The organism is Paracoccus gahaiensis, assembly GCF_005048225.1.
Taxonomy (GTDB): Bacteria; Pseudomonadota; Alphaproteobacteria; order Rhodobacterales; family Rhodobacteraceae; genus Paracoccus; species Paracoccus gahaiensis.
The window spans coordinates 166,414-185,658 of record NZ_SUNI01000004.1 but is presented as its reverse complement, the minus strand read 5'-3'; the positions used below and the strand labels follow the sequence as shown (position 1 = coordinate 185,658).

At 70.6% G+C, this 19,245-nt stretch carries 18 protein-coding genes; 3 read left to right on the top strand and 15 right to left on the bottom strand.

From position 1 onward, the window contains the following. The first annotated feature begins 10 nt into the window (after positions 1–10). Entirely contained in the window at positions 11–1,162 is a 1,152-nt protein-coding gene (locus FA743_RS07145; protein WP_136885181.1) for an alkane 1-monooxygenase, read from the top strand. A 280-nt stretch (positions 1,163–1,442) separates the two neighbouring features. Further along, positions 1,443–1,988, top strand: coding sequence for a cytochrome b (locus FA743_RS07140; protein WP_136885180.1), 546 nt, complete (start codon positions 1,443–1,445; stop codon positions 1,986–1,988). A gap of 94 nt (positions 1,989–2,082) precedes the next feature. On the opposite strand, the gene FA743_RS07135 is transcribed toward FA743_RS07140, so the two are convergent. The 5 genes from FA743_RS07135 to FA743_RS07115 all read right to left on the bottom strand — a co-directional run bounded on the left by FA743_RS07135 (position 2,083) and on the right by FA743_RS07115 (position 7,375). After that, on the bottom strand, positions 2,083–3,213 hold the full coding sequence (locus FA743_RS07135; RefSeq protein WP_136885179.1) for a site-specific DNA-methyltransferase: 1,131 nt from the start codon (positions 3,211–3,213) through the stop codon (positions 2,083–2,085). 89 nt (positions 3,214–3,302) lie between these two features. Further along, a complete protein-coding gene (locus tag FA743_RS07130) occupies positions 3,303–3,932 on the bottom strand; it encodes a ribonuclease HII (protein ID WP_136885178.1) in 630 nt (209 codons plus the stop codon). Beyond that, positions 3,929–4,408 carry an ureidoglycolate lyase gene (locus tag FA743_RS07125; RefSeq protein ID WP_136885177.1) on the bottom strand — a complete coding sequence of 160 codons (480 nt, stop codon included), beginning with the start codon at positions 4,406–4,408 and terminating at the stop codon, positions 3,929–3,931. The genes FA743_RS07130 and FA743_RS07125 overlap by 4 nt, the downstream gene beginning before the upstream one ends. 10 nt (positions 4,409–4,418) lie before the next feature. After that, positions 4,419–6,137: a glycosyl transferase family 90 gene (locus FA743_RS07120; protein ID WP_169308803.1), complete on the bottom strand. Its 1,719-nt coding sequence runs from the start codon at positions 6,135–6,137 to the stop codon at positions 4,419–4,421. A gap of 26 nt (positions 6,138–6,163) precedes the next feature. Beyond that, complete coding sequence (locus tag FA743_RS07115; RefSeq protein ID WP_136885175.1) at positions 6,164–7,375, bottom strand: MFS transporter; 1,212 nt, start codon at positions 7,373–7,375, stop codon at positions 6,164–6,166. A 173-nt stretch (positions 7,376–7,548) separates the two neighbouring features. Between FA743_RS07115 and FA743_RS07110 the strand changes: the two genes are divergently transcribed. Next, complete coding sequence (locus tag FA743_RS07110; RefSeq protein ID WP_136885174.1) at positions 7,549–8,304, top strand: GntR family transcriptional regulator; 756 nt, start codon at positions 7,549–7,551, stop codon at positions 8,302–8,304. Between the two features lie 93 nt (positions 8,305–8,397). Here FA743_RS07110 and FA743_RS07105 read toward each other — a convergent pair whose 3' ends face one another. From FA743_RS07105 to FA743_RS07060, 10 genes are read right to left on the bottom strand one after another with little or no spacing between them, the layout of a single operon-like run. After that, positions 8,398–9,921 carry a class I adenylate-forming enzyme family protein gene (locus FA743_RS07105; protein ID WP_136885173.1) on the bottom strand — a complete coding sequence of 508 codons (1,524 nt, stop codon included), beginning with the start codon at positions 9,919–9,921 and terminating at the stop codon, positions 8,398–8,400. Further along, positions 9,918–10,730, bottom strand: a complete 813-nt coding sequence (locus tag FA743_RS07100; protein WP_246054867.1) for an oxepin-CoA hydrolase, alternative type — start codon at positions 10,728–10,730, stop codon at positions 9,918–9,920. The genes FA743_RS07105 and FA743_RS07100 overlap by 4 nt, the downstream gene beginning before the upstream one ends. Further along, positions 10,727–11,137: a PaaI family thioesterase gene (locus FA743_RS07095; protein ID WP_136885172.1), complete on the bottom strand. Its 411-nt coding sequence runs from the start codon at positions 11,135–11,137 to the stop codon at positions 10,727–10,729. Before FA743_RS07095 ends, FA743_RS07100 begins: the two co-directional genes overlap by 4 nt. Continuing rightward, positions 11,134–12,132 (bottom strand): acyl-CoA dehydrogenase family protein, encoded by a 999-nt coding sequence (locus FA743_RS07090; RefSeq protein ID WP_136885171.1) that lies wholly within the window; start codon positions 12,130–12,132, stop codon positions 11,134–11,136. Before FA743_RS07090 ends, FA743_RS07095 begins: the two co-directional genes overlap by 4 nt. A gap of 4 nt (positions 12,133–12,136) precedes the next feature. After that, positions 12,137–13,318, bottom strand: a complete 1,182-nt coding sequence (locus tag FA743_RS07085; protein ID WP_136885170.1) for an acyl-CoA dehydrogenase family protein — start codon at positions 13,316–13,318, stop codon at positions 12,137–12,139. After that, a complete protein-coding gene (locus FA743_RS07080) occupies positions 13,318–14,493 on the bottom strand; it encodes an acetyl-CoA C-acyltransferase (protein WP_136885169.1) in 1,176 nt (391 codons plus the stop codon). The genes FA743_RS07085 and FA743_RS07080 overlap by 1 nt, the downstream gene beginning before the upstream one ends. Then, positions 14,490–16,574 carry a 3-hydroxyacyl-CoA dehydrogenase NAD-binding domain-containing protein gene (locus FA743_RS07075; protein WP_136885168.1) on the bottom strand — a complete coding sequence of 695 codons (2,085 nt, stop codon included), beginning with the start codon at positions 16,572–16,574 and terminating at the stop codon, positions 14,490–14,492. Before FA743_RS07075 ends, FA743_RS07080 begins: the two co-directional genes overlap by 4 nt. A gap of 11 nt (positions 16,575–16,585) precedes the next feature. Next, positions 16,586–17,410, bottom strand: a complete 825-nt coding sequence (locus tag FA743_RS07070) for an IclR family transcriptional regulator (RefSeq protein ID WP_136885167.1) — start codon at positions 17,408–17,410, stop codon at positions 16,586–16,588. Further along, the gene (locus FA743_RS07065) at positions 17,410–18,738 is read right to left on the bottom strand and encodes a TRAP transporter large permease (RefSeq protein ID WP_136885166.1); all 1,329 of its coding nucleotides are present in this window, start codon (positions 18,736–18,738) and stop codon (positions 17,410–17,412) included. Before FA743_RS07065 ends, FA743_RS07070 begins: the two co-directional genes overlap by 1 nt. Then, entirely contained in the window at positions 18,738–19,244 is a 507-nt protein-coding gene (locus tag FA743_RS07060) for a TRAP transporter small permease (protein ID WP_136885278.1), read from the bottom strand. Before FA743_RS07060 ends, FA743_RS07065 begins: the two co-directional genes overlap by 1 nt. Position 19,245: the final 1 nt, after the last annotated feature.

The window sequence follows — 19,245 nt, the reverse complement described above, 5'->3', positions numbered from 1 at the left end:
CATCCCGGGCATGAGCGACTCATCCCCCCCTCCCGGCCCCTCCCGCCTGCCCGCCGCCGCGCCCTTCTGGCTGTCGGTGGCGCTGATCCCTCTGATCGCGCTGGCCGCCTGGCAGGGCGCCTGGTGGTGGCTGCTGGTCCCGGTCTATGCGTGGTACCTGACCACCGCGCTGGACGGCGTCCTTGGCCTGAACGAGGACAATCCCGACCCCGAGACCTCCACCGACCTGCTGTTCTGGCACCGCGCTGTGACGCTGGTCTGGTTCCCGCTGCAATTCGCGGCGATCTTTGGCAGCCTGTGGCTGGTGGGGGCGACGGACCACCTGTCGGGATGGGAGGCGTTGGGCCTGTTCTTCGCCATCGGCGTCGTCTCGGGCAGCGTGGGCATCGTCTATTCCCATGAATTGCTTCATCAAAAATCCCCGGCCGAGCGCTGGCTGGGCGATCTGCTGCTGGCCTCCGTGCTCTATTCGCATTTCCGGACCGAGCATCTGCTGGTCCACCACTCGTGGGTCTCGACCCCGCGCGACGCGGTTTCGGCGCGCTACAACGAGGGGTTTCACCGCTTCTTCTGGCGGGTGCTGACCGACGGGCCGCGCAGTGCCTGGGCGGCCGAGACGCGGTTCCTGGCCCGCGCGGGCAAGACGCCCCTGGACCGCCGCAACCCCTTCTGGCGCTACGCGGCGCTGCAGCTGGGGATGCTGGCGCTGGCGGTGATCCTGGCGGGCTGGGTGGGGCTGGGCCTGTTCGTGTTCCAGGCCTTCATTGCCGTCTGGCAGCTGGAACTGACCAACTATGTCGAGCATTACGGCCTGTCGCGCAAGCATCTGGGCGAGGGCCGCTACGAACCCGTCCGCCCGCGCCACAGCTGGAATGCCAGCCACATGGCGACCAACTGGCTGCTGATCAACCTGCAGCGCCATTCCGACCACCACACCAAGCCGGACCGCCGCTTTCCGCTGCTGCAGACCTATGCCGCCGACGAGGCGCCGCAGCTGCCGATGGGCTATCCGGCGATGACCATGCTGGCGATGATCCCTCCGCTGTGGCGGCGGCGCATGAACCCCCGGGTCCGCGCCTGGCGGCGGCAGTTCTATCCCGAGATCAAGGACTGGTCTGCCTATAATGACGGCAGTCTGCCGATGCCGCGCAACGCTTTGTGACCAGCGTGCGGTGCATGCCGCAACAGTGACCGCGGGACGCCGGAACGCCCTGCAATTGCTGGGCCCGGCGTTGCACGAGGCGTGCACCGGGGCGGCACAGGCGCGGCACAGGGCGTACACCGCCGGCAGGCGTTGCGGGACCGGATTGCCAAAATCCCCCGATCCGGCATGATCGGTCCGGCGACGTTCGGCCCTTGTTGATCCGCCGGGCCGTATCGTGCGGGAGCAAGGGGGTCTCCGGTCGTCCTGGTGACCGGTTCAGCGCAGGAGAGTGACGACGATGACGATCCGGGACAGCACGGCGCGCTATGGCAGCGTCTCGCGGGCCTTCCACTGGGCCGTCGCGGCGCTAATGCTGTGGCAGTTCGGCGGGATGCTGAGCGAGAAGATCCTGGGCGAGGAGAGCCCGCTGGCCGCCGCCCTGTCGGCCAACCACACGCAGGTCGGCACGATCCTGTTCCTGCTGATCGTGGCGCGGGCGGTCTGGGCGCTGGTCAATCGCGGCCAGCGGCCGGCGCATGGGCCGGGGCTGCAGGGCTATGCGGTCCGGCTGGGGCATTTCGCGCTCTATGCGCTGATGCTGGCGGTGCCCTCGGCGGCGCTGCTGCGCGCCTGGGGCAACGAGCGGGCCTTCGCGCCCTTCGGCTTCCAGATCTTCGCCCCGCGCAGCCCCGACGAGGTGGTGGGCACCGCCACCGCCATCGGCAGCAACTTCCATGGCGAACTGGCCTGGATCATGGGGGTGCTGATCCTGGGGCATATCGCGATGGCGATCCTGCATCAGGTGGTGCTGCGCGACGGCACGCTGAAGCGGATGGCCGGCTGAACGATCGGAAAATCCCCGCCATGCGGACATGGCGGGGCAAGGTGGTTCCGGCGGCGCCCGGGGGCGCGGGCCGGAACTGGCGAAGGGAAGAAGGTCAGTTTGGGCGGGAGGCGTCGCCCTCCATCTCGGCGCGGATCTGCTGGCGCAGGATGTCCAGCGGAATCATCTTGCCCTCGCGCCGGAAATGCCAATAGGTCCAGCCGTTGCAGGACGGCGCGCCCTCCAGCGCGGCGCCGACCTGATGGATCGAGCCCTTGACGTCGTTGCCGATCAGGCTGCCATCGGCGCGCACCTTGGCCTTGTGGCGGTTGCCCAGAGAGAACAGCTCCTCGCCCGGGCGCAGCATGCCGCGCTCGATCACCTGGCCGAAGGGGATGCGGACCTCGGCGCGCTTGGCACGGGTGGTGGCGATGGCATCGCTGTCCAGGCGGCGGACGCGGGAGAGGCGGCGGGTGGCGACCTCGCGATAGGCCTCCTCGCGCTCGATGCCGATATAGTCGCGGCCCAGCATCTTGGCGACGGCGCCGGTCGTGCCGGTGCCGAAGAACGGGTCCAGCACGACGTCGCCGGGGCTGGTGGTGCCGACGATCACCCGGTGCAGCAATGATTCGGGCTTCTGCGTCGGATGGGCCTTGTCGCCCGCCGCGTCCTTCAGCCGCTCGCCGCCGTTGCAGATGGGCAGCACCCAATCGCTGCGCATCTGGATGCCCTCGTTCAGCGACTTCAGCGCCTCGTAGTTGAAGGTGTATTTCGAGGTCTCGGACTTGGCAGCCCAGATCAGCGTCTCGTGCGCATTGGTCAGCCGCTTGCCGCGAAAGTTCGGCATCGGGTTCGACTTGCGCCAGATCACGTCGTTCATGATCCAGAAACCCTGGTTCTGCAGCTCGGCGCCCACGCGGAAGATGTTGTGATAGCTGCCGATCACCCAGATCGCCCCGTCGGGTTTCAGCAACCGGCGCGCGGCGGCCAGCCAGTCGCGGGTGAAGGCGTCATAGACCGCGAAGCTGGAGAACTGGTCCCAGTGGTCGTCCACCGCATCGACTCGGCTGTTGTCGGGGCGGTGCAGGTCGCCCTTGAGCTGCAGGTTGTAGGGAGGGTCGGCAAAGATCAGGTCCACGCTGCCGGCGGGCAGGCTGTTCATGATCTGGATGCAATCCCCGCCAAGGATCTGATTCAGCGGTAACGGGCACACGGAATCCGCGCGCTGGACCTTGGTTTTCGTCATGCTCTGCCTCTGGGGAATGCCGGCTTTTTGCCGATCTACTGTCCCCAAAGATGAGTCAGAAGTGATTCGCCGTCAATTTCTTTTTCGAATCAGCCACTTATCAATTGCGCTTTACACAAGATATTGTGGACGGGGGCGAAGCTGCGCCTATGATATGGGGTCACCCCCAGATCTAGCAGGGCGCGTTTATGGGCCGGAGTGGGGTAACCGGCATTCGCCTCCCACCCGTAGCCGGGATATTGTTGCGCCAAATCCACCATGATGCGATCGCGCAACACCTTGGCCAGGACCGAGGCGGCGGCAATCGTTAGGCAGCGCGCATCGCCCTTGATGACCGCCGTGGCGGGCAGGTCCAGGTCGCGGGGCAGCATGTTGCCATCGACCAGCACATGGCAGGGACGCTGGCTGAGCCCGTCCAGCGCGCGGCACATGGCGACATGGCTGGCGCGCAGGATGTTGAGCGCGTCGATCTGGGCCACGTCGACATGGGCCACGGACCAATCGCAATGCTCCATCAGCCAGAGGGCCAGCGCCTCGCGGCGCTTGGCGGTCAGCTGCTTGCTGTCGTTCAGGCCGGGCGGGATATTGGCGGGATCGAGGATCACCGCCGCCGCCGTCACCGGGCCCGCCAGAGGGCCGCGCCCGGCCTCGTCCACGCCCGCGACCCATCGCGCGCCCCGGGCGAGGGCCTCGGCTTCGACGGCATGGTCGGGGGTCATGCGGTGATCCGCACCGGGGGGATGGTGATTTCTTCCAGGTTGGTGCCCGTGCCCTCGCGGTCGACGACCAGGAAATCGGCGGCGCGGTCCAGGGGCGTCAGGACGCCGTGCCAGGTGCCTGCGCGCAGGTTCACGCCGGTGCCCCCGGGCACCAGGAAGGCGCGGGGCGTGCCGGGGCGGCCATCCTGATCGGGGGCCACCACCGACAGCCAGGGATCGGGGCCGAGCGGCATGAAGGCCTGCGAGCCGAGCGGGTGGCGTTCCAAGAGGGTGCAGTCATAGGGCAGGCTGACCGGCGCGCTGCGAAAGATCGACAGGATCGCTTCGCCCCCGCCGCGCTCGACGGTGGCCAGGGCGTGGTGACGCTCGCACCGGCCCGCATTGATCAGGCGGTCGGGGGTGGCGCGGGGGGCCAGCACCTCGCCGAAGGGGGCGAAGGCGGCGGCGGTCAGGGCTTCGATGCGGATCGTGGTCATGGCGACGGGTCTAGCGCGCCTGCGCCAGCCCGTCGAGGATCAGCTGCATCAGCCGCACGCGGGCTGCGGGGTCGCGCAGATGCGCGGCTTCGGCTCGGGCGGCCTGCGACATGGCGCGGCAGTCGTCCGGATGGGCGCGGGCCCAGGCCAGTTTCTCCTCGAGGTCGGTCAGGTGGCGGGCGACGGGGATGAAATGCTGCCAGGGTTTGAAGCGCCCGGAATAGAAGACCTGCCAGCCGTCATCCTCGGCCAGCAGCACCGCATGGCTGTCCAGCGCCGGGATGAAGTTCGAGCCGTGGTCATAGCCCGTCAGGCAGAGCTGATAGCGGAAGCGGCGCATCTGGGCCTGCGTCATGCGCGGGCGGCAATAGGGGGCCAGCAGTGGGTCCTGCGCATAGGCGCGGAAGGCCGGGGCCATGACCACGCCCACATCCATGTCGGGATGGCCCTGGAAGCGCCGGATGAAGGCCATGCGGTTGGTGCGGCAGAGGCCGTCCCATGCGGCCTCGCGAGCCTCGGTGGTGGCGGCCTCGGACAGGCGGGCCAGCCAGGCGTGGCTGGCGGACCGGGGCCGGACCCCGGGGCCGATTTCCGAGCCCGAGATCATGCCGCGCCAGATCAGACGGTCTTCCTTCTCGTCGAAGGGAATGTCGTCGGGGGGGCTGGCGGGGTCGAAGCCCGGCAGGCCGATGGCGTGCTGGTCGGGCAAGGGCCAGAGGATCGCGTTCACCGCCCCCGCGCGGCGGTTGTGGCAGAGGACGGGGCGGTCCAGCGGCTCTCCCTGGGGGCTGCCGAACCAGCGGCTGTCCTCCATGTCGATCCAGACCGGATCGCGGCGCTCCAGCCGCAGGATGTCGTTCAGGACACCCTCGGCTCGGATCAGCTTGAAATGCCGCCCTTCCCGGGCCAGCGCCAGCGGCGGCTGGCCGGGGGGCGCGACTTCGGTGAACTGGCGGATGGCCCCGCCCCGGGTGCGGACCTCGCGCCCGTCCCAGTGGCAGGCCAAAGGCGAGAGCCCCTCGATGCCGCCCGGGGCGCGGGGGTCCAGCCCGGCGAGGCAGAAGCGCGCCACATCCTCGGCCCAGCCCGGGGGGGCGGAGGGCGGCTCGGGCCGGTCGAACAGCGCCATCAGCCGGGCCGTCGCGGCCGGTGCGGGGACGGGCCAATGGGCGAAGGGGACCTTCGGCAGGGGCAGGACCGCCTCCAGCCGCGCGGCCAGATCGGCGGGGGGGCAGGTCGCCAGATCCGCCACGATCAGGCGCGGATCGTCGGCGAAGAGTTCCTGCATCCGGTCCAGATGCTCTTGCAGCTGCTCCTGCCACAGGGCGGGCAGGGCAATGGGTGGCAGCGGGTCGGGGCGGTGGGCCTGATCGAAGGCATGGCAGGCCAGCGCCTCGCGGCCCGCGCGGGCCAGAGACCAGGACTCGATCGGCGGCACGGTCAGCAGGAACCGCGCCTGGGGCAGGCGGTCGCGCAGGAAGGCGGCGCAGCGCCAGGCCTCCAGCGGCGGACGCCAGAGCGGCTTGTGCCGGAACAGCCCCGCGATCAGCCGCGCCTGCGGCCAGCCGGTCAGGGGCGCGGTGCCCTGCCCCATCGCATAGAGGATATCCGAGGCGAGGCGCCCGCCCTCGTGATAGGCGGCGACGTGGCCATTGGCCTGAAAGAGCCGGGCCAGCGCCCGGTCGATGGGCCCGTCCGGCCCGATATGGATGACGAGAGGCGCGGTCATCGGGGGCTCCGTCATGGGGGGCGCCGTCACCTGCGCCGCGCCGAGCCGCGCGGCAGAAGCACGGTCAGCAGGCCCAGCACCGGCAGGACCGAGCAGATCAGGAAGACCGTGCCCAGCCCCCGCGCGTCGGCCAGCACGCCAAGCGCCGCCGCCGCGATCCCGCCCATGCCGAAGGAGAAGCCGAAGAACAGCCCCGCGATCATGCCGGTGCGTCCCGGCACTAGCTCTTGCGCGAAGACCACGATGGCCGGGAAAGCCGAGGCCAGGATCAGCCCGATCAGCACCGCGAGGATGCCCGTGGGCACCAGCCCGACATGCGGCAGGGCCAGCGTTAGGGGCAGCACGCCCAGGATCGACACCCAGATGACCGTCAGCGGCCCCACCCGGTCGCCGATCACGCCGCCCAGCATCACGCCCCCCGCCATGCCGGCGAGGAACAGGAACAGCATGATCTGCGCGCCCTGGGTGGACAGGCCGAACTTGTCGATGGTGAAGAAGGTGAAATAGCTGGTCATCGAGGCGCTGTAGATGTTCTTGGTGAAGACCAGCACCGCCAGCACCGCGATGGCGCGGATCACCACCTTGCGCGGCAGGCGCAGGCTTCGGTCGGCGGTGGCGGCGCTGGCGCGGCGGCGTTCCTCGGCCCAGCTGCCCACCTGCCACAGGATCGCGGCGCCCAGGGCGGCGGCCACCGCGAACCACGCCACGGCGGGGCGGCCGAGCGGCACCACGATGAACGCGGCCAGCAGCGGTCCCATCGCCTGCCCGCCATTGCCGCCCAGCTGGAACAGCGACTGCGCCGTGCCGAAGCGCCCGCCCGAGGCCAACCGCGCCACCCGCGAGCTTTCGGGATGGAACACCGCCGAGCCGATGCCGATCAGCATCGCCCCCGCCAGCAGCATCTCGTAGCGCTGCGCGAAGGCCAGCAGCACCACGCCGGTCAGCGTGGACATCATCCCGAAGGGCAGCGAGCGCGGCTGTGGGTGGCGGTCGGTGGCCATGCCGATCAGCGGCTGCAGCAGCGAGGCCGTCACCTGAAAGGCGAATGTCATGATCCCGATCTGGGTGTAGGACAACGAGAACTCGACCTGCAGCAGCGGATAGATCGCCGCCAGCATCGATTGCATCACGTCATTGACCATATGGCACAGGCTAATGGCCACCAGCACCCCCCAGGAGGTCAGCTGGGCCGCCGGGGGAACCGCCGTGCCGGAATGTCGGGGGGAAATGTCGCGCATCGGTCCGCCATCGTCCTTGCAGACCCCGCATCTAGCAGAGCGCACGCAAAAGAAAAGGCTTTGCGGTTGTGCGGAGGGCCCGTCCGGGCCCCACCCTTGGCGATTTGGACAACTGTCGCCGGCGGCGAAATCGTCTATTCATTATCGATAGAAGTTTTTTCACGAGTCCTAATATGTCTAGTTTGCATGCAGCTTCACCCGGCCTGATCCGGACATCGGGGTCCGAGACGGACCGGCGCCGGCTGAACACCTGGCAGGCGGTGCGCGCCGATGTGCTGGATCGCATCCGCTCGGGCGAGTGGCCTCCGGGCAGCCTGATCCCGACCGAACAGATCCTGTCCAAGGAAATGGGCTGCGCCCGGGCGACCGTGAACCGCGCGCTGCGCGAACTGGCCGACAGCGGCATCGTCCAGCGCCGCCGCAAGGTCGGCACGCGCGTCACCGCGACCTCGTCGCGCCGGGCGATGATGTCGCTGCCGGTGATCCGCGACGAGATCGAGGCGATGGGCGCGCGCTATGGCTATCAGATGACCGACTGCCTGGCCCGCCCGCCCAGCCCCGAAGCGATGCAGGCCCTGCAGGTGGATGCCGGCGACAGCATGATCCTGGTCAAGTCGCGCCACATGGCCGATGACCGCCCGCATTGCTGCGAGGCGATCTGGCTGAACCCCCGCGCGGTCAACCTGCCCGATGCGCGGCTGTTCGGTACCGTGCCGCCGCAGGAATGGCTGGCGCGGACGCTGCCCGTGGCACAGAGCCGCTTTTCCATCCTGGCCGAAGGCGCCACCGGCGCCTGCGCCATCAACCTGCTGGTCGCGGTCGGCACCCCGGTCATGGCGATCGAGCGGGTGAACACCCTGAACGGCCTGCCGGTGTCCTTCGCCCGGCAATTCTATCCGCCGCATCACCGGCTGGTCCTGAAGGACTGAGGGCCCCGCCCCGTTAGGGGGCAAGAGGCCCGGCCACCGACGGGGGCAAGAGACCGGTCGCCCCTGAGGGGCACGGATGGCCCGCGCGCGGGATCAGGTGCGCGGCAGGTCGGCCAGAAGGTCGGCGAAATGCTCCATCAGACGGTGCTTGAGCACCTTGCCGGTCGCCGCCGCCGGCAGGGGGCCGGTCAGCAGGATCCGCGTGGGCCGCTTGTAGGCCGACAGCCGGGCCGCGGCATGGGCGGCCAGCGCCTCGGCACTCACGGCGCCCGGCGCGGTCAGCTGGCAGAAGGCCAGCACCTCCTCGTCGCCGCCCGGGCGGACATGGCCGATCACCGCCGTCTGCAGCACCGCCGGATGGTCGTTCAGCGCCGCCTCGACCTCGGGCGGGTAGACGTTGAAGCCGCCGCGGATGATCAGCTCCTTGCAGCGGCCGACGATGTGCAGCCGGCCCTGCGCGTCCAGCCGCCCCAGATCGCCGGTATGCATCCAGCCCTCGGCGTCCAGCACGTCCGCCGTGGCCTGCGGGTGGCGGAAATAGCCGCGCATGACATGGGGGCCGCGCGTCAGCACCTCGCCGGTGCCGGGCTCGCGCCCGACCGAGGTATCCAGCGCGATCTGCACGCCGGGCAGCGGCACGCCCGCCGAGGGGTCGGGATCGCCCTTTTCATTGGCGGTGATGGTGACGCCCGCCGTGGTTTCCGTCATGCCATAGCCGTTCTGCAGAGCAAGGCCGTAAAAGGCCTCGGCCCGGCGCTTCCAGTCGGGATCCAGGGGCGCGGCGCCGCTGCTGACATAGCGCAGCGGGCCGGTCAGGCGGTCCTGGCCGCGCGTGCGGGCCTCGGTCATGATGGCGGCATGCATCTGCGGGACGGCGGGCAGGACGGTGACGTCGCGGGCCAGCGCGTCCAGGGTGGCGGCGGCCGAGAAGCGCGGATGGAGGCGCAGATGCGCCCCCGCCGACAGGCCCGCGCACATCATCGAGGTCAGCCCGAAGACATGGGTCAGCGGCAGCACGCCGTGGATCACGTCCTCGGGGCCGATTCCGCGCAGCCGGGCCGAGGAGAGGCCGCCGAAGATCAGGTTCCCATGCGTCAGCATCACGCCCTTGGGCAGGCCCGTGGTGCCGGTCGTGTAGAGGATCACCGCCGTCATGCCGGTGTCCGGCTCGGGCGCCTCGGGGGTGGTGTCGAAGGGGCCCGCGATCTGCAGCGCGGACCCGGCCAGCGTCACGGGCCGGGCGCCGCCGGCGGTGGCATGGGCGGCGGCGGGGTCGCTGACATCGCCCAGATAGACGGTCAGGCGGGGGTCGGTATGGCCCGCGATCTTGGCCAGCTCCGGGCCGGTCATGCGGGCGTTCACCGGCACCGCCACCGCATCCATCCGGCTGGCCGCCATCAGGAGCACCGGGACCGAGGCCGCATTCTCGGCCACGATCAGCAGGCGGTCGCCGGGGCGCATGCCCAGATCGCGCAGGTCCTGCTGGGCGCGGTCGATCGCGGCGGTCAGCGCGGCGTAGCTCAGCTCGCGCCCGTTCCAGTCGGTCAGGGCGGGCCGGTCCGGATGGGCGGCGGCGGCACGGTCGATGAGCTGGTGGATGCGGGTGGGGTCGGTCATCTGTCCTCGCGGAGGCGGCGGAAATCGGGGGGGCGCTTGGCCAGGAAGGCGCTGATGCCCTCGGCGGCCTCGGGGGCGGCCAGGGCCGCGGCCATGGCGTCGCGTTCGGCGGTCAGCTGCGCCTCGAAGGTCGCGGCGCGGGCGTCGGTCAGCAGGCGCTTGATCGCGGACTGCGCCCCGGCGGGGCCGTGGGCCAGATGGTCGGCCAAGGCCATGGCGGCCATGATCGCCTCGCCCGGCGCGGTCAGCTCGCTGATCAGGCCCAACGCATGCAGGCGTTCGGCGCCTATGGGCCGGCCGGTCAGGGCCATCTGCGCGGCCATCTGCGGCGGCAGGCCCGCGGCCAGCGCCGCCGTCAGCCCGCCATCGGGCACCAGCCCCGCCGTCACATAGGCCGCCGAGAAGCGCGCGTCGCGGGCCGAGATCACCATGTCGCAGGCCAGCGCCAGCGACAGGCCGGCGCCCGCAGCGCCCCCTTCCACCACGGCGATCACCGGGCGGGGGCAGTGGACCACGGCGCGGATCAGGTCGTTCAGCGTGTCGATGCGGGCGCGGCGGGCCTCCTCGTCCATGGTCTGCGCGGTGATCAGCATGGTCAGATCGCCGCCGGCGCAGAAGAAGTCGCCCTCGCCCATCACGATGACCGCGCCAATGCGGGGCTGGTCGGCGGCCAGCCGCAGCGCGTGGTGCAGGCCCTCGTAGAACTCGGGCGTCAGCGCGTTGCGGCGCGCGGCGTTGCGGTTTTCCACCACGAGGCGGTCGCCGAGATCGCTGATCTCGCAATGGGGGTTGGTCATCAGATCGGTCATGCGGGCACCTTGGACGATTTGCGGAACACGCCGGTCGCGGTGGCGATCAGCGTGCCGTCCTGATGGCGCAATGTGCCCTCGATGAACAGGGTCGAGCGGCCGCCGCCGGTCACGCGGCCCGCGGCGGTGACCTGCCCCGGGCGGCCCGGCGCCAGATAGTTCACCGTCAGCGCCAGCGTGGTGAAGGGATGGCGCCCCGACGGATCGACCGTCAGGCTGCCCGTGGCCCCCATCGCGCTGTCCAGAAGCGTGGCGGCCAGCCCGCCATGCAGCATGCCCTGACGGTTCAGGTGGCGGTCGTCCAGATCCAGGACGCAGCGCGCGCTTTTGTCCAGCTGACCCACGTCGAGGACATAGCCGATCAGGCGCTGCGTGCCGGTCTCGTCGCGGATCAGCTCGCCCGTCATGCGAAGGCCGGTTCGCCGCGTGCGAACCGCTCCAGATGCCAGTCGGCATCGCCCATCGCAGTCTCGGCGGCCAGCAGGCGGCGGATCATGCCACCGAGCGCGTATTCCTCGGTCATGCCGATGCCGCCATGCAGCTGCACCGCATCCTCGGCCACCAGACGGGCGACGCGGCCCACGGTGACCTTGCAGGCCTGCACATGGCGGTCGCGCAGCGCCGGGTCGGCGTCCAGATGGCCCGAGAGATTGGTGACGGCGGAGCGGGCCTGCTCGACCTCGACCGCCAGATCGGCCATGCGATGGGCCAGCGCCTGGAAGGCGATCAGCGGCTGGCCGAACTGCCTGCGCTGTTTCAGATAATCCAGCGTCAGGTCGACCGCCGCCGTGATCGCGCCGAGCGCCGTGGCCGAATGCGCCAGCACGCCGCGCGCCAGGGGGCCGCCGAAATCGGCGATGGCGCCAAGCCGGGTGGCGGGGGCGTCCTCGAGAATCAGGTCGGCGCCGCGCTGGCCGTCCAGCATCGGATAGGGGCGGATCGTCACACCGGGCGCGTCGGGCGCCAGCCGCCACAGCGCATCCGCCGTGGTGACCAGGATCGCCGCCGCGCCCTCGGCGCCCGCCACCATGGTCTTGCGCCCGGTCAGGCGGTCGCCCTGGACCGAGATCGCGACGCCCCGGTCATGCCGCGTGCCGGGCTCGGCATCGGCAAAGGCCAGCGCGGCCCCGTCTTCGGCGTGCTGGCCCGCCTGCGCGAAGGCGGCGGCGGCGATCATCGCCGGGATCAGCGGCAGGGCCACCCCAGCCCGGCCCAGTTCCTGAAAGATCAGCGCGATGGCCGCGCCCGATCCGTCGAAGCCGCCCTCGTCCTCGGTCAGCAGGGCCGCCGGCATGCCGGCCTCGACCAGCGCGGGCCAGAGCGCCTCGCCGGTATGGCGGGTCAGGATGCCGCGCAGGCTGTCCTGCAGCATGCGGTGGTCGTCGGAAAGCTGGAAATCCACGGGATCATCCTTTCGCCAGGGCGCCGGCAATGATGCTGCGCTGGATCTCGTTCGAGCCGCCATAGATGGACAGCTTGCGGTTGTTCAGCCAGGTGGCCGTGGCCGACAGGGCCTCTTCGGCATCGTCGGGCCCCTCGTTGCCGAGCGTCGGCAGGGCCGAGGCCTGGCCGCCATAGGCGCGGCGGGTCAGGACATCCAGCCGCTGGCGGATCTGGGTGCCCTTGATCTTGAGCATGCTGCTTTCGATGCCGGGCGCCTGCCCCTGCGCGGCCAGGGACAGCATGCGCAGGTTGGTCGTGGACATGGCCATCAGCTCGATCTCGACCTCGGCCAGCTGGGCGGCAAACAGGGGGTCCTGCGACAGGGGCTGGCCGCGATGGACCTGCGCGCGGGCGACGCGCTGGAGGTTGTCCAGCGCGGCGGTGGCAAAGCCCACCCCGGCGATATTGGTCCGTTCATGGGTCAGCAGGTACTTGGCATAGGTCCAGCCCTGGTTCTCCTCGCCCACCAGATTGGCCACGGGCACGCGGACCTCGTCGAACCAGACCTCGTTCACCTCGGCAGTGCCGTCCAGAAGGACGATGGGGCGGACGGTGACGCCGGGGCTGTCCATGTCGATCAGAAGGAAGCTGATCCCCTCCTGCTTCTTGCCCTCGGTCGAGGTGCGCACGAGGCAGAAGATCATGTTGGCGTGCTGGCCGAGCGTGGTCCAGGTCTTCTGCCCGGTCACGACGTAATGGTCGCCGTCGCGCAAGGCGGCGCAGCGCAGGCCGGCCAGATCGGACCCGGCGCCGGGTTCGGAATAGCCCTGGCACCACCAATCGTCGCCGTTCAGGATGCGCGGCAGCCAGTGGTCCTGCTGGTCCTTGGATCCGAACTTCTGCAGGACCGGTCCCAGCATGGCGATGCCGAAGGGCACGATGCGCGGGGCATGGGCGCGGGCGGATTCCTCCTCGAAGATATGGCGCTGGATGGGGGTCCAGCCGGCGCCGCCGAATTCGGTGGGCCAGTTGCCGGCCAGCCAACCCTTGGCCTGCAGCTTGGCGTGCCAGCCCTCCATCTCGGCCTTGGTCAGCTCATGGTGCAGGCGCACCTTGCGGGCCAGCGCCGGGTCCAGCTCGGCCTTGAGGAAGGCGCGGACCTCGTCGCGGAAGGCCAGTTCGTCGGGGGTGAAACGCATGTCCATCAGAAGATCTCCAGAAGTCCGGCGGCACCCTGGCCGCCACCCACGCACATGGTGACGACGCCCCACCGGGCGCCCCTGCGGCGGCCTTCGCGCAGGATGTGGCCGGCGGTGCGGGCGCCGGTCATGCCGAAGGGATGGCCGATCGAGATCGCGCCGCCATTGACGTTGTAGCGCTCCGGGTCGATGCCGAGCGTGTCGCGGCAATAGAGGCACTGGCTGGCAAAGGCCTCGTTCAGCTCCCACAGGTCGATGTCCTGGACGGTCAGCCCGTGGCGCTCCAGAAGGCGCGGCACGGCGTAGATCGGGCCGATGCCCATCTCGTCGGGCGCGCAGCCCGCGACGGCGAAGCCGTGAAAGGCGCCGTGGGGCTCGAGGTTCAGCGAGGCGGCCAGAGCGGCGTCCATCACCAGAAGGGCCGCGGCGCCGTCCGACAGCTGCGAGGCGTTGCCCGCGGTGACGAACTGGCCCGCGCCGCGCACGGGCTCCAGCTTGGCCAAGGCCTCCAGCGCGGTGCCGGGGCGGTTGCCCTCGTCGGCGGTGATGGTGGTTTCCCGGTCGGTCCTTTCGCCAGTGGCCTTGTCGGTGACCGACATGGTGACGGTCATCGGGATGATCTCGTCGTCGAAGATCCCGGCGGCCTGGGCAGCGGCGGTGCGGGCCTGGGACTGGACGGCGTATGCGTCCTGCGCCTCGCGCGCGATGCCATAACGGGCGGCCACGATGTCGGCGGTCTCGATCATCGGCATGTAGAGGTCGGGGCGGTTGGCCTCGATCCAGGCCTCGCGGGAGTGGCGCACGGGGGGCTGGATCAGCGAGATGCTTTCCACGCCGCCGGTCAGCACGGCGCGGGCGCCTTCCTGCGCGACCATCTGCGCGCCCATGGCCAGCGCCTGCAGGCCCGAGGCGCAGAAGCGGTTGACCGTGGTGCCCGCCACGCTGTCGGGCAGGCCCGCGCGGATCACCGCCTGCCGGGCGATGTTGCCGCCGGTGACGTATTCGGGATAGCCGCAGCCCCAGATGCTGTCCTCGACCAGCGCCGGGTCGATGCCCGCGCGGTCGATGACGGCGCGGGCGGTGGCGCCGGCCAGCACCGCGCCATGGGTGCGGTTGAAGGCGCCGCGCCCGGCCCGGCCGATGGCGGTGCGGGCGGTCGAGACGATGACGGGTCGGTTCATGGCTTGGGTCCTTCGTTCAGCTCGGCAAGGCGGCGGCCCTGGGCCACCAGATCGCGCAACAGGGGGGCTGCCTGCCAGAAATGGTCATCCTCGGCGGAGAGGGCGTCGATCTGCGCCAGGATCTGGGGCAGGCCCTGTGCATCGGCCCAATGCATCGGCCCGCCGCGCCAGCGCGGAAAGCCGTAGCCGTTCAGCATGACCACATCGACATCCAAAGGCCGCAGAGCGGTGCCGTCGGCGACCGTGCGCACGGCCTCGTTCACCAGCGCGGCCATGGTGCGCTCGACGATCTGGGCATCGGTGAAGTCGCGCGGGGCGATGCCCAGGTCGGCGCGGACCTGCGCCAGCAGGGGCTCCAGCTCGGGGTCGGGCTGCGGCTTGCCGCCGTCATAGAGGTAATAGCCGCGCCCGGACTTGCGACCCAGGCGGCCCAGCTCGTACAGGCGGTCGGCAAAGACCGGCACGCGGTCGCGCGGGTGGCGGGTGGCCGCCTTGCGCTGCCGGGTCATCCAGCCGATGTCCAGCCCCGCGAGGTCGCTGACCGCATAGGGGCCCATCGCGAAGCCGAACCCGGTCAGCGCGCGGTCCACCTGATAGGGCGAGGCCCCGTCCAGCACCATCGCATCCACCGCCGCGCGGTAATGCGACAGGATGCGGTTGCCGATGAAGCCGTCGCAGACGCCCGCGCGCACGGCGATCTTCTTGAGCCGTTTCGCCAGCGCGAAGCCGGTGGCGGTGACCTCGGGCGCGGTGCGGTCGGCCACGACGACCTCCAGCAGGCGCATGACATGGGCGGGCGAGAAGAAATGCAGCCCGATGACGTCCGCCGGGCGCGAGGTCGCGGCGGCGATGGCGTTCACGTCCAGATAGGAGGTGTTGGTGGCCAGCACCGCGCCGGGTTTCGCCACGCGGTCCAGTTCGGCAAAGACCTGGTGCTTGACCTCCATCGTCTCGAAGACCGCCTCGATGATCAGGTCGGCGTCGCTCAGCGCCGCATAGTCGGTGGCGGTGCGGAAGGCATCTGTCAGGATCGCGTCGCGCGCGGGGGCGGCCAGCTTGCCGCGCGTCACGGCGCCCTCCAGCAGCTTGGCGACGGTGGCGCGGGCGGTGTCGGCAGCTGCCGCGTCGCGTTCGATCAGGGTCACGTCCAGCCCGGCCAGCAGGCAGGCCGCCGCGATCCCCGCCCCCATCGTGCCGCCGCCGATCACGCCGATGCGGTCCAAGGGGCGCGGGTCCACCCCCTTGATCTGCGGCAGATGCGCCACGGCGCGTTCGGCGAAGAAGGCATGGATCAGGGCGGCGCGCTGCGGGCTGTCCATCAGCGCGCGGAAGGCGGCACGCTCGACCTCCATGCCTTGGGCGAAGGGCAGGGCCAGGCCTTCGGTCGCGGCATCGACGGCGGCGCGTTGGGCGATCTGACCGGGCAGCTTGCGCGCCAGATCGGCGGTCAGCGTCTCGGTCGCCGTGGGGTCGGCGGGCGGGGCGGGCAGGTCGCAGGTGCGGCGCGGCGGCTGGCCTGCGAGGCGCTCGGCCATCTGCAGCGCGGCATCGGTCAGGTCATCCGACGCCACGGCGTCGATCAGGCCCAGGTCGCGGGCCTCGGCGGTGCCCATCTGCCGGGCCGAGGTGATCATCTCCAGCGCGGGCATCAGCCCGATCAGCCGCGGCAGGCGCTGCGTGCCCCCCGCCCCGGGCAGCAGGCCCAGTGTCACCTCGGGCAGGCCCATGCGGGTGCCGGGGGCGGCGATGCGGGCATGGCAGCCAAGCGCCAGCTCCAGCCCGCCGCCCAGCGCCGTGCCGTGGATCGCGGCCACGACGGGCTTCGGCAGCGCCTCGATGGCGGCAATGACGTCGGGCAGCGACGGATCCTGCGGGGGCTTGCCGAATTCCGAGATGTCGGCCCCCGCGACCCAGGTGCGGCCCGCGCAGAGGATCACGGCGGCCCGTGCGCTCTCGTCGGCGGCGAAGGCGCGGGCGGCCTCGATCAGCCCCGCGCGCACCGCCTGCGAGGTCGCGTTGACCGGCGGGTTGTCGATGGTGATGACGCCGGTGGCGCCGCTGCGGTGATAGGTGACGGGCATGAGCGTGTCCTTCAGTCGGTGGGCGTGCCGGGCCAGGCGGGGCTGCCTTGGGTGCCCACGAGGCGTTGCAGGCGGGCGACGGTGTCGCGCAGGGCGGGGCCGACCTCGGCCGTGATGCGGTCGTCGGGCAGCACGTCGTCCAACGCCCCGCAGGAAAAGGCCACCGGTCCCGCCAGCCGGGGCGAGCGGAAGGGCACCGACACGGCCGAGATGGTGCGGGTGTGGCGCAGGTCGCGCCGCACCACGGTATAGCCCTGCCCGACCAACTGGGCGCGCGCTTCCTGCCGCAGGTCCTGCAGGGTGCCGCCGTCCAAGGGGTCCTCGGGCCGGTCTTCCAGCAGGCCCGCGAATTCGGCTTGGGTCGTGGCGCCCAGCACCGCCAGCCCCGAGGACGAGGCACCCACCGGCAGGCGGTGCCCGACCTCCAGCCAGATCGAGGCCACGCGCTGCGGGCGCCAGGTGCGCATCAGCGCCACCTTGTCGCGGTCGCGCACGGCAAAGAGGACCAGCGTGCCGGTGCGGTCGGCCAGGGCCTGCATCATCTCTTGCGCGGGATCGAGAAAGGCCAGCGAGGCCGCCGCCACATGGCCCATCGCCAGCAGCGTGGGGCCGGGGCGATAGCGGTCGGCGCGCTGCGGCTGCGTCAGGTAGCCCAGGCAGCCAAGCGTGAAGGTCAGCCGCGAGACGGTGGATTTCGGCAGGCCCGTGCGTTCCGCGATCTGGGAATTGGTCAGCCCGTCATCCCCCGCCCGGAAGGCACGCAGCACCGACAGGCCCCGCGCCAGCGTGCTGGCGAAGGCGCGGTCCTGCTCGTAGGCCGGGCGGGGATCGGACATCACATCGATCCGGGGATCAGAAGCGAGATCACGGGGAAGAGGATCAGCAGCACCAGGACCAGCATGTCGATGGCCAGGAACCGCGTCACGCCTGCGAAGATCTTGTCGATCCCCACGGACTTGGTGACGTTGCTGACCACGAAGACGTTGAGGCCCACGGGCGGGGTGATCAGCCCGATCTCGAGCAGTTTCACCACGATGACGCCGAACCAGATCAGGTTCAGGCCATAGCCCTCGACCAGCGGGACCATGAAGGGCAGGGTCAGGACCATGATGCCGATCGGGTCCAGGAACATGCCCAGGACCAGATAGATCACCACCACCACCACCATCAGCATGGCGAAGGACAGCTCCGCATCCGCGACCCAGCCCACGACCGCGCCGGCCATGCCGGTCAGGGCCACGAAGCTGACGAAGATCTTGGCCGCGCCCGCGATCAGGAAGATCGCCGCCGTCTGCGTCAGGCTTTCGCGGATCGCGCGCCAGAAGACGTCCAGCGTCAGGCGGCGCTGCGCGAAGCCGATGGCCGTGGTCAGCACGACGCTGACGGCCGCGGCCTCGGTCGCGGTGAAGATGCCGCCATAGATGCCGCCGACGATGACGACGAACAGCAGCACGGCGGGCCAGGCGGCCAGGGCGGCCTCCATCCGGCTGGCGCTTGAAGCCTCGCCGCGCGGGGCGGCGGCGGGATCGCGGGCGACCCACCAGGCGATGACCAGCAGCATGCCGGCCAGCGACAGCAGGCCCGGCAGGATGCCGGCGAGGAACAGCTGCGCGATCGAGGTCTCGGTGAAGATGCCATAGAGGATGAAGAGGACCGAGGGCGGGATCAGCGAGCCCAAGGTGCCGCCCACCGCCACCGAGGATGTCGCCAGGCGCGGGTCATAGCCCATGCGCAGCATCTCGGGGACGCAGATGCGGCCCATGGTCGAGGCGCAGGCGATGGACGATCCCGAGATGGCCGAGAAGCCGCCGCAGCCCAGCACCGAGGCCATGGCCACGCCGCCCGGCAATTGCCGTAGCCAGACGGCGGCGGCGTCGTAGATGCGCGTGGTGATGCCCGCATAGAAGGCGATGTTGCCCAGGGCCACGAACAGCGGCACCATCGACAGGTCGTAGGAATGGACCAGGTCGAAGAAGTTCGAGAACAGGACCGAGCTGGTCGGGTTCAGCGCCCGCTCGGGCATCCAGCCGCCCGCGCGGGTGGCATAGACCAGGAAGGTGCCGACCCCCGCCACGCCCGCCAGGGCGAAGGCGATGGGAACGCGCGCCGCCAGCAGCACCAGGACCGCCGCCATCGCGACAAGGCCGATCGTCATGGCATCCATCAGATCACCTCGTTTCCGTCAGCGTCGAGGATCGCGTCGCCGCGCCGCAACTGCGCCAGGTCGCCCACCAGCAGGATCGCCAGCCGCACCCAGGTCAGCACCAGCCCCGTTAGGAACAGGGCCACGCCGGGCCAGCGCAGCAGGTTCAGGTCGCCATAGTAGAACTCGCCCGAGCCGTAGGTCTGCGCCGTCACGCGCCACGAGGCGTAGATCAGCGGCGCCAGCGCCAGCAGGCCCACCACATGGCCCAGCACGATCAGCTGCGACCGGCGGCGCACCGGCAGCCGGTCGCTGACGAAGGTGACGGCGACGTGGCTGCGCGCCGCCGTCGCCGCCGCCACGGGCAGGATGATGGCCGCGACCATCAGCTCGCGCACGATGATGATCGCGTCGGGCACGCTGGAGCCCAGCACCGCGCGCATCGCCACATTGGCGAAGATCACCACGCCCAGGGCGATCAGGGCCAGGACGGCCAGGTCCAGCAGGGTCCGTTCGATCAGGCGCATG

Coding starts and splice junctions, on each gene's coding strand:
- FA743_RS07115 (WP_136885175.1), bottom strand. CDS start 7,375: ATGCGCGACATTTCCCCCCGACATTCCGGCACGGCGGTTCCCCCGGCG.
- FA743_RS07105 (WP_136885173.1), bottom strand. CDS start 9,921: ATGACCGACCCCACCCGCATCCACCAGCTCATCGACCGTGCCGCCGCC.
- FA743_RS07080 (WP_136885169.1), bottom strand. CDS start 14,493: ATGAACCGACCCGTCATCGTCTCGACCGCCCGCACCGCCATCGGCCGG.
- FA743_RS07140 (WP_136885180.1), top strand. CDS start 1,443: ATGACGATCCGGGACAGCACGGCGCGCTATGGCAGCGTCTCGCGGGCC.
- FA743_RS07125 (WP_136885177.1), bottom strand. CDS start 4,408: ATGACCACGATCCGCATCGAAGCCCTGACCGCCGCCGCCTTCGCCCCC.
- FA743_RS07085 (WP_136885170.1), bottom strand. CDS start 13,318: ATGGACATGCGTTTCACCCCCGACGAACTGGCCTTCCGCGACGAGGTC.
- FA743_RS07135 (WP_136885179.1), bottom strand. CDS start 3,213: ATGACGAAAACCAAGGTCCAGCGCGCGGATTCCGTGTGCCCGTTACCG.
- FA743_RS07130 (WP_136885178.1), bottom strand. CDS start 3,932: ATGACCCCCGACCATGCCGTCGAAGCCGAGGCCCTCGCCCGGGGCGCG.
- FA743_RS07110 (WP_136885174.1), top strand. CDS start 7,549: ATGTCTAGTTTGCATGCAGCTTCACCCGGCCTGATCCGGACATCGGGG.
- FA743_RS07065 (WP_136885166.1), bottom strand. CDS start 18,738: ATGGATGCCATGACGATCGGCCTTGTCGCGATGGCGGCGGTCCTGGTG.
- FA743_RS07100 (WP_246054867.1), bottom strand. CDS start 10,730: ATGACCGATCTGATGACCAACCCCCATTGCGAGATCAGCGATCTCGGC.
- FA743_RS07095 (WP_136885172.1), bottom strand. CDS start 11,137: ATGACGGGCGAGCTGATCCGCGACGAGACCGGCACGCAGCGCCTGATC.
- FA743_RS07070 (WP_136885167.1), bottom strand. CDS start 17,410: ATGTCCGATCCCCGCCCGGCCTACGAGCAGGACCGCGCCTTCGCCAGC.
- FA743_RS07145 (WP_136885181.1), top strand. CDS start 11: ATGAGCGACTCATCCCCCCCTCCCGGCCCCTCCCGCCTGCCCGCCGCC.
- FA743_RS07075 (WP_136885168.1), bottom strand. CDS start 16,574: ATGCCCGTCACCTATCACCGCAGCGGCGCCACCGGCGTCATCACCATC.
- FA743_RS07120 (WP_169308803.1), bottom strand. CDS start 6,137: ATGACCGCGCCTCTCGTCATCCATATCGGGCCGGACGGGCCCATCGAC.
- FA743_RS07060 (WP_136885278.1), bottom strand. CDS start 19,244: ATGCGCCTGATCGAACGGACCCTGCTGGACCTGGCCGTCCTGGCCCTG.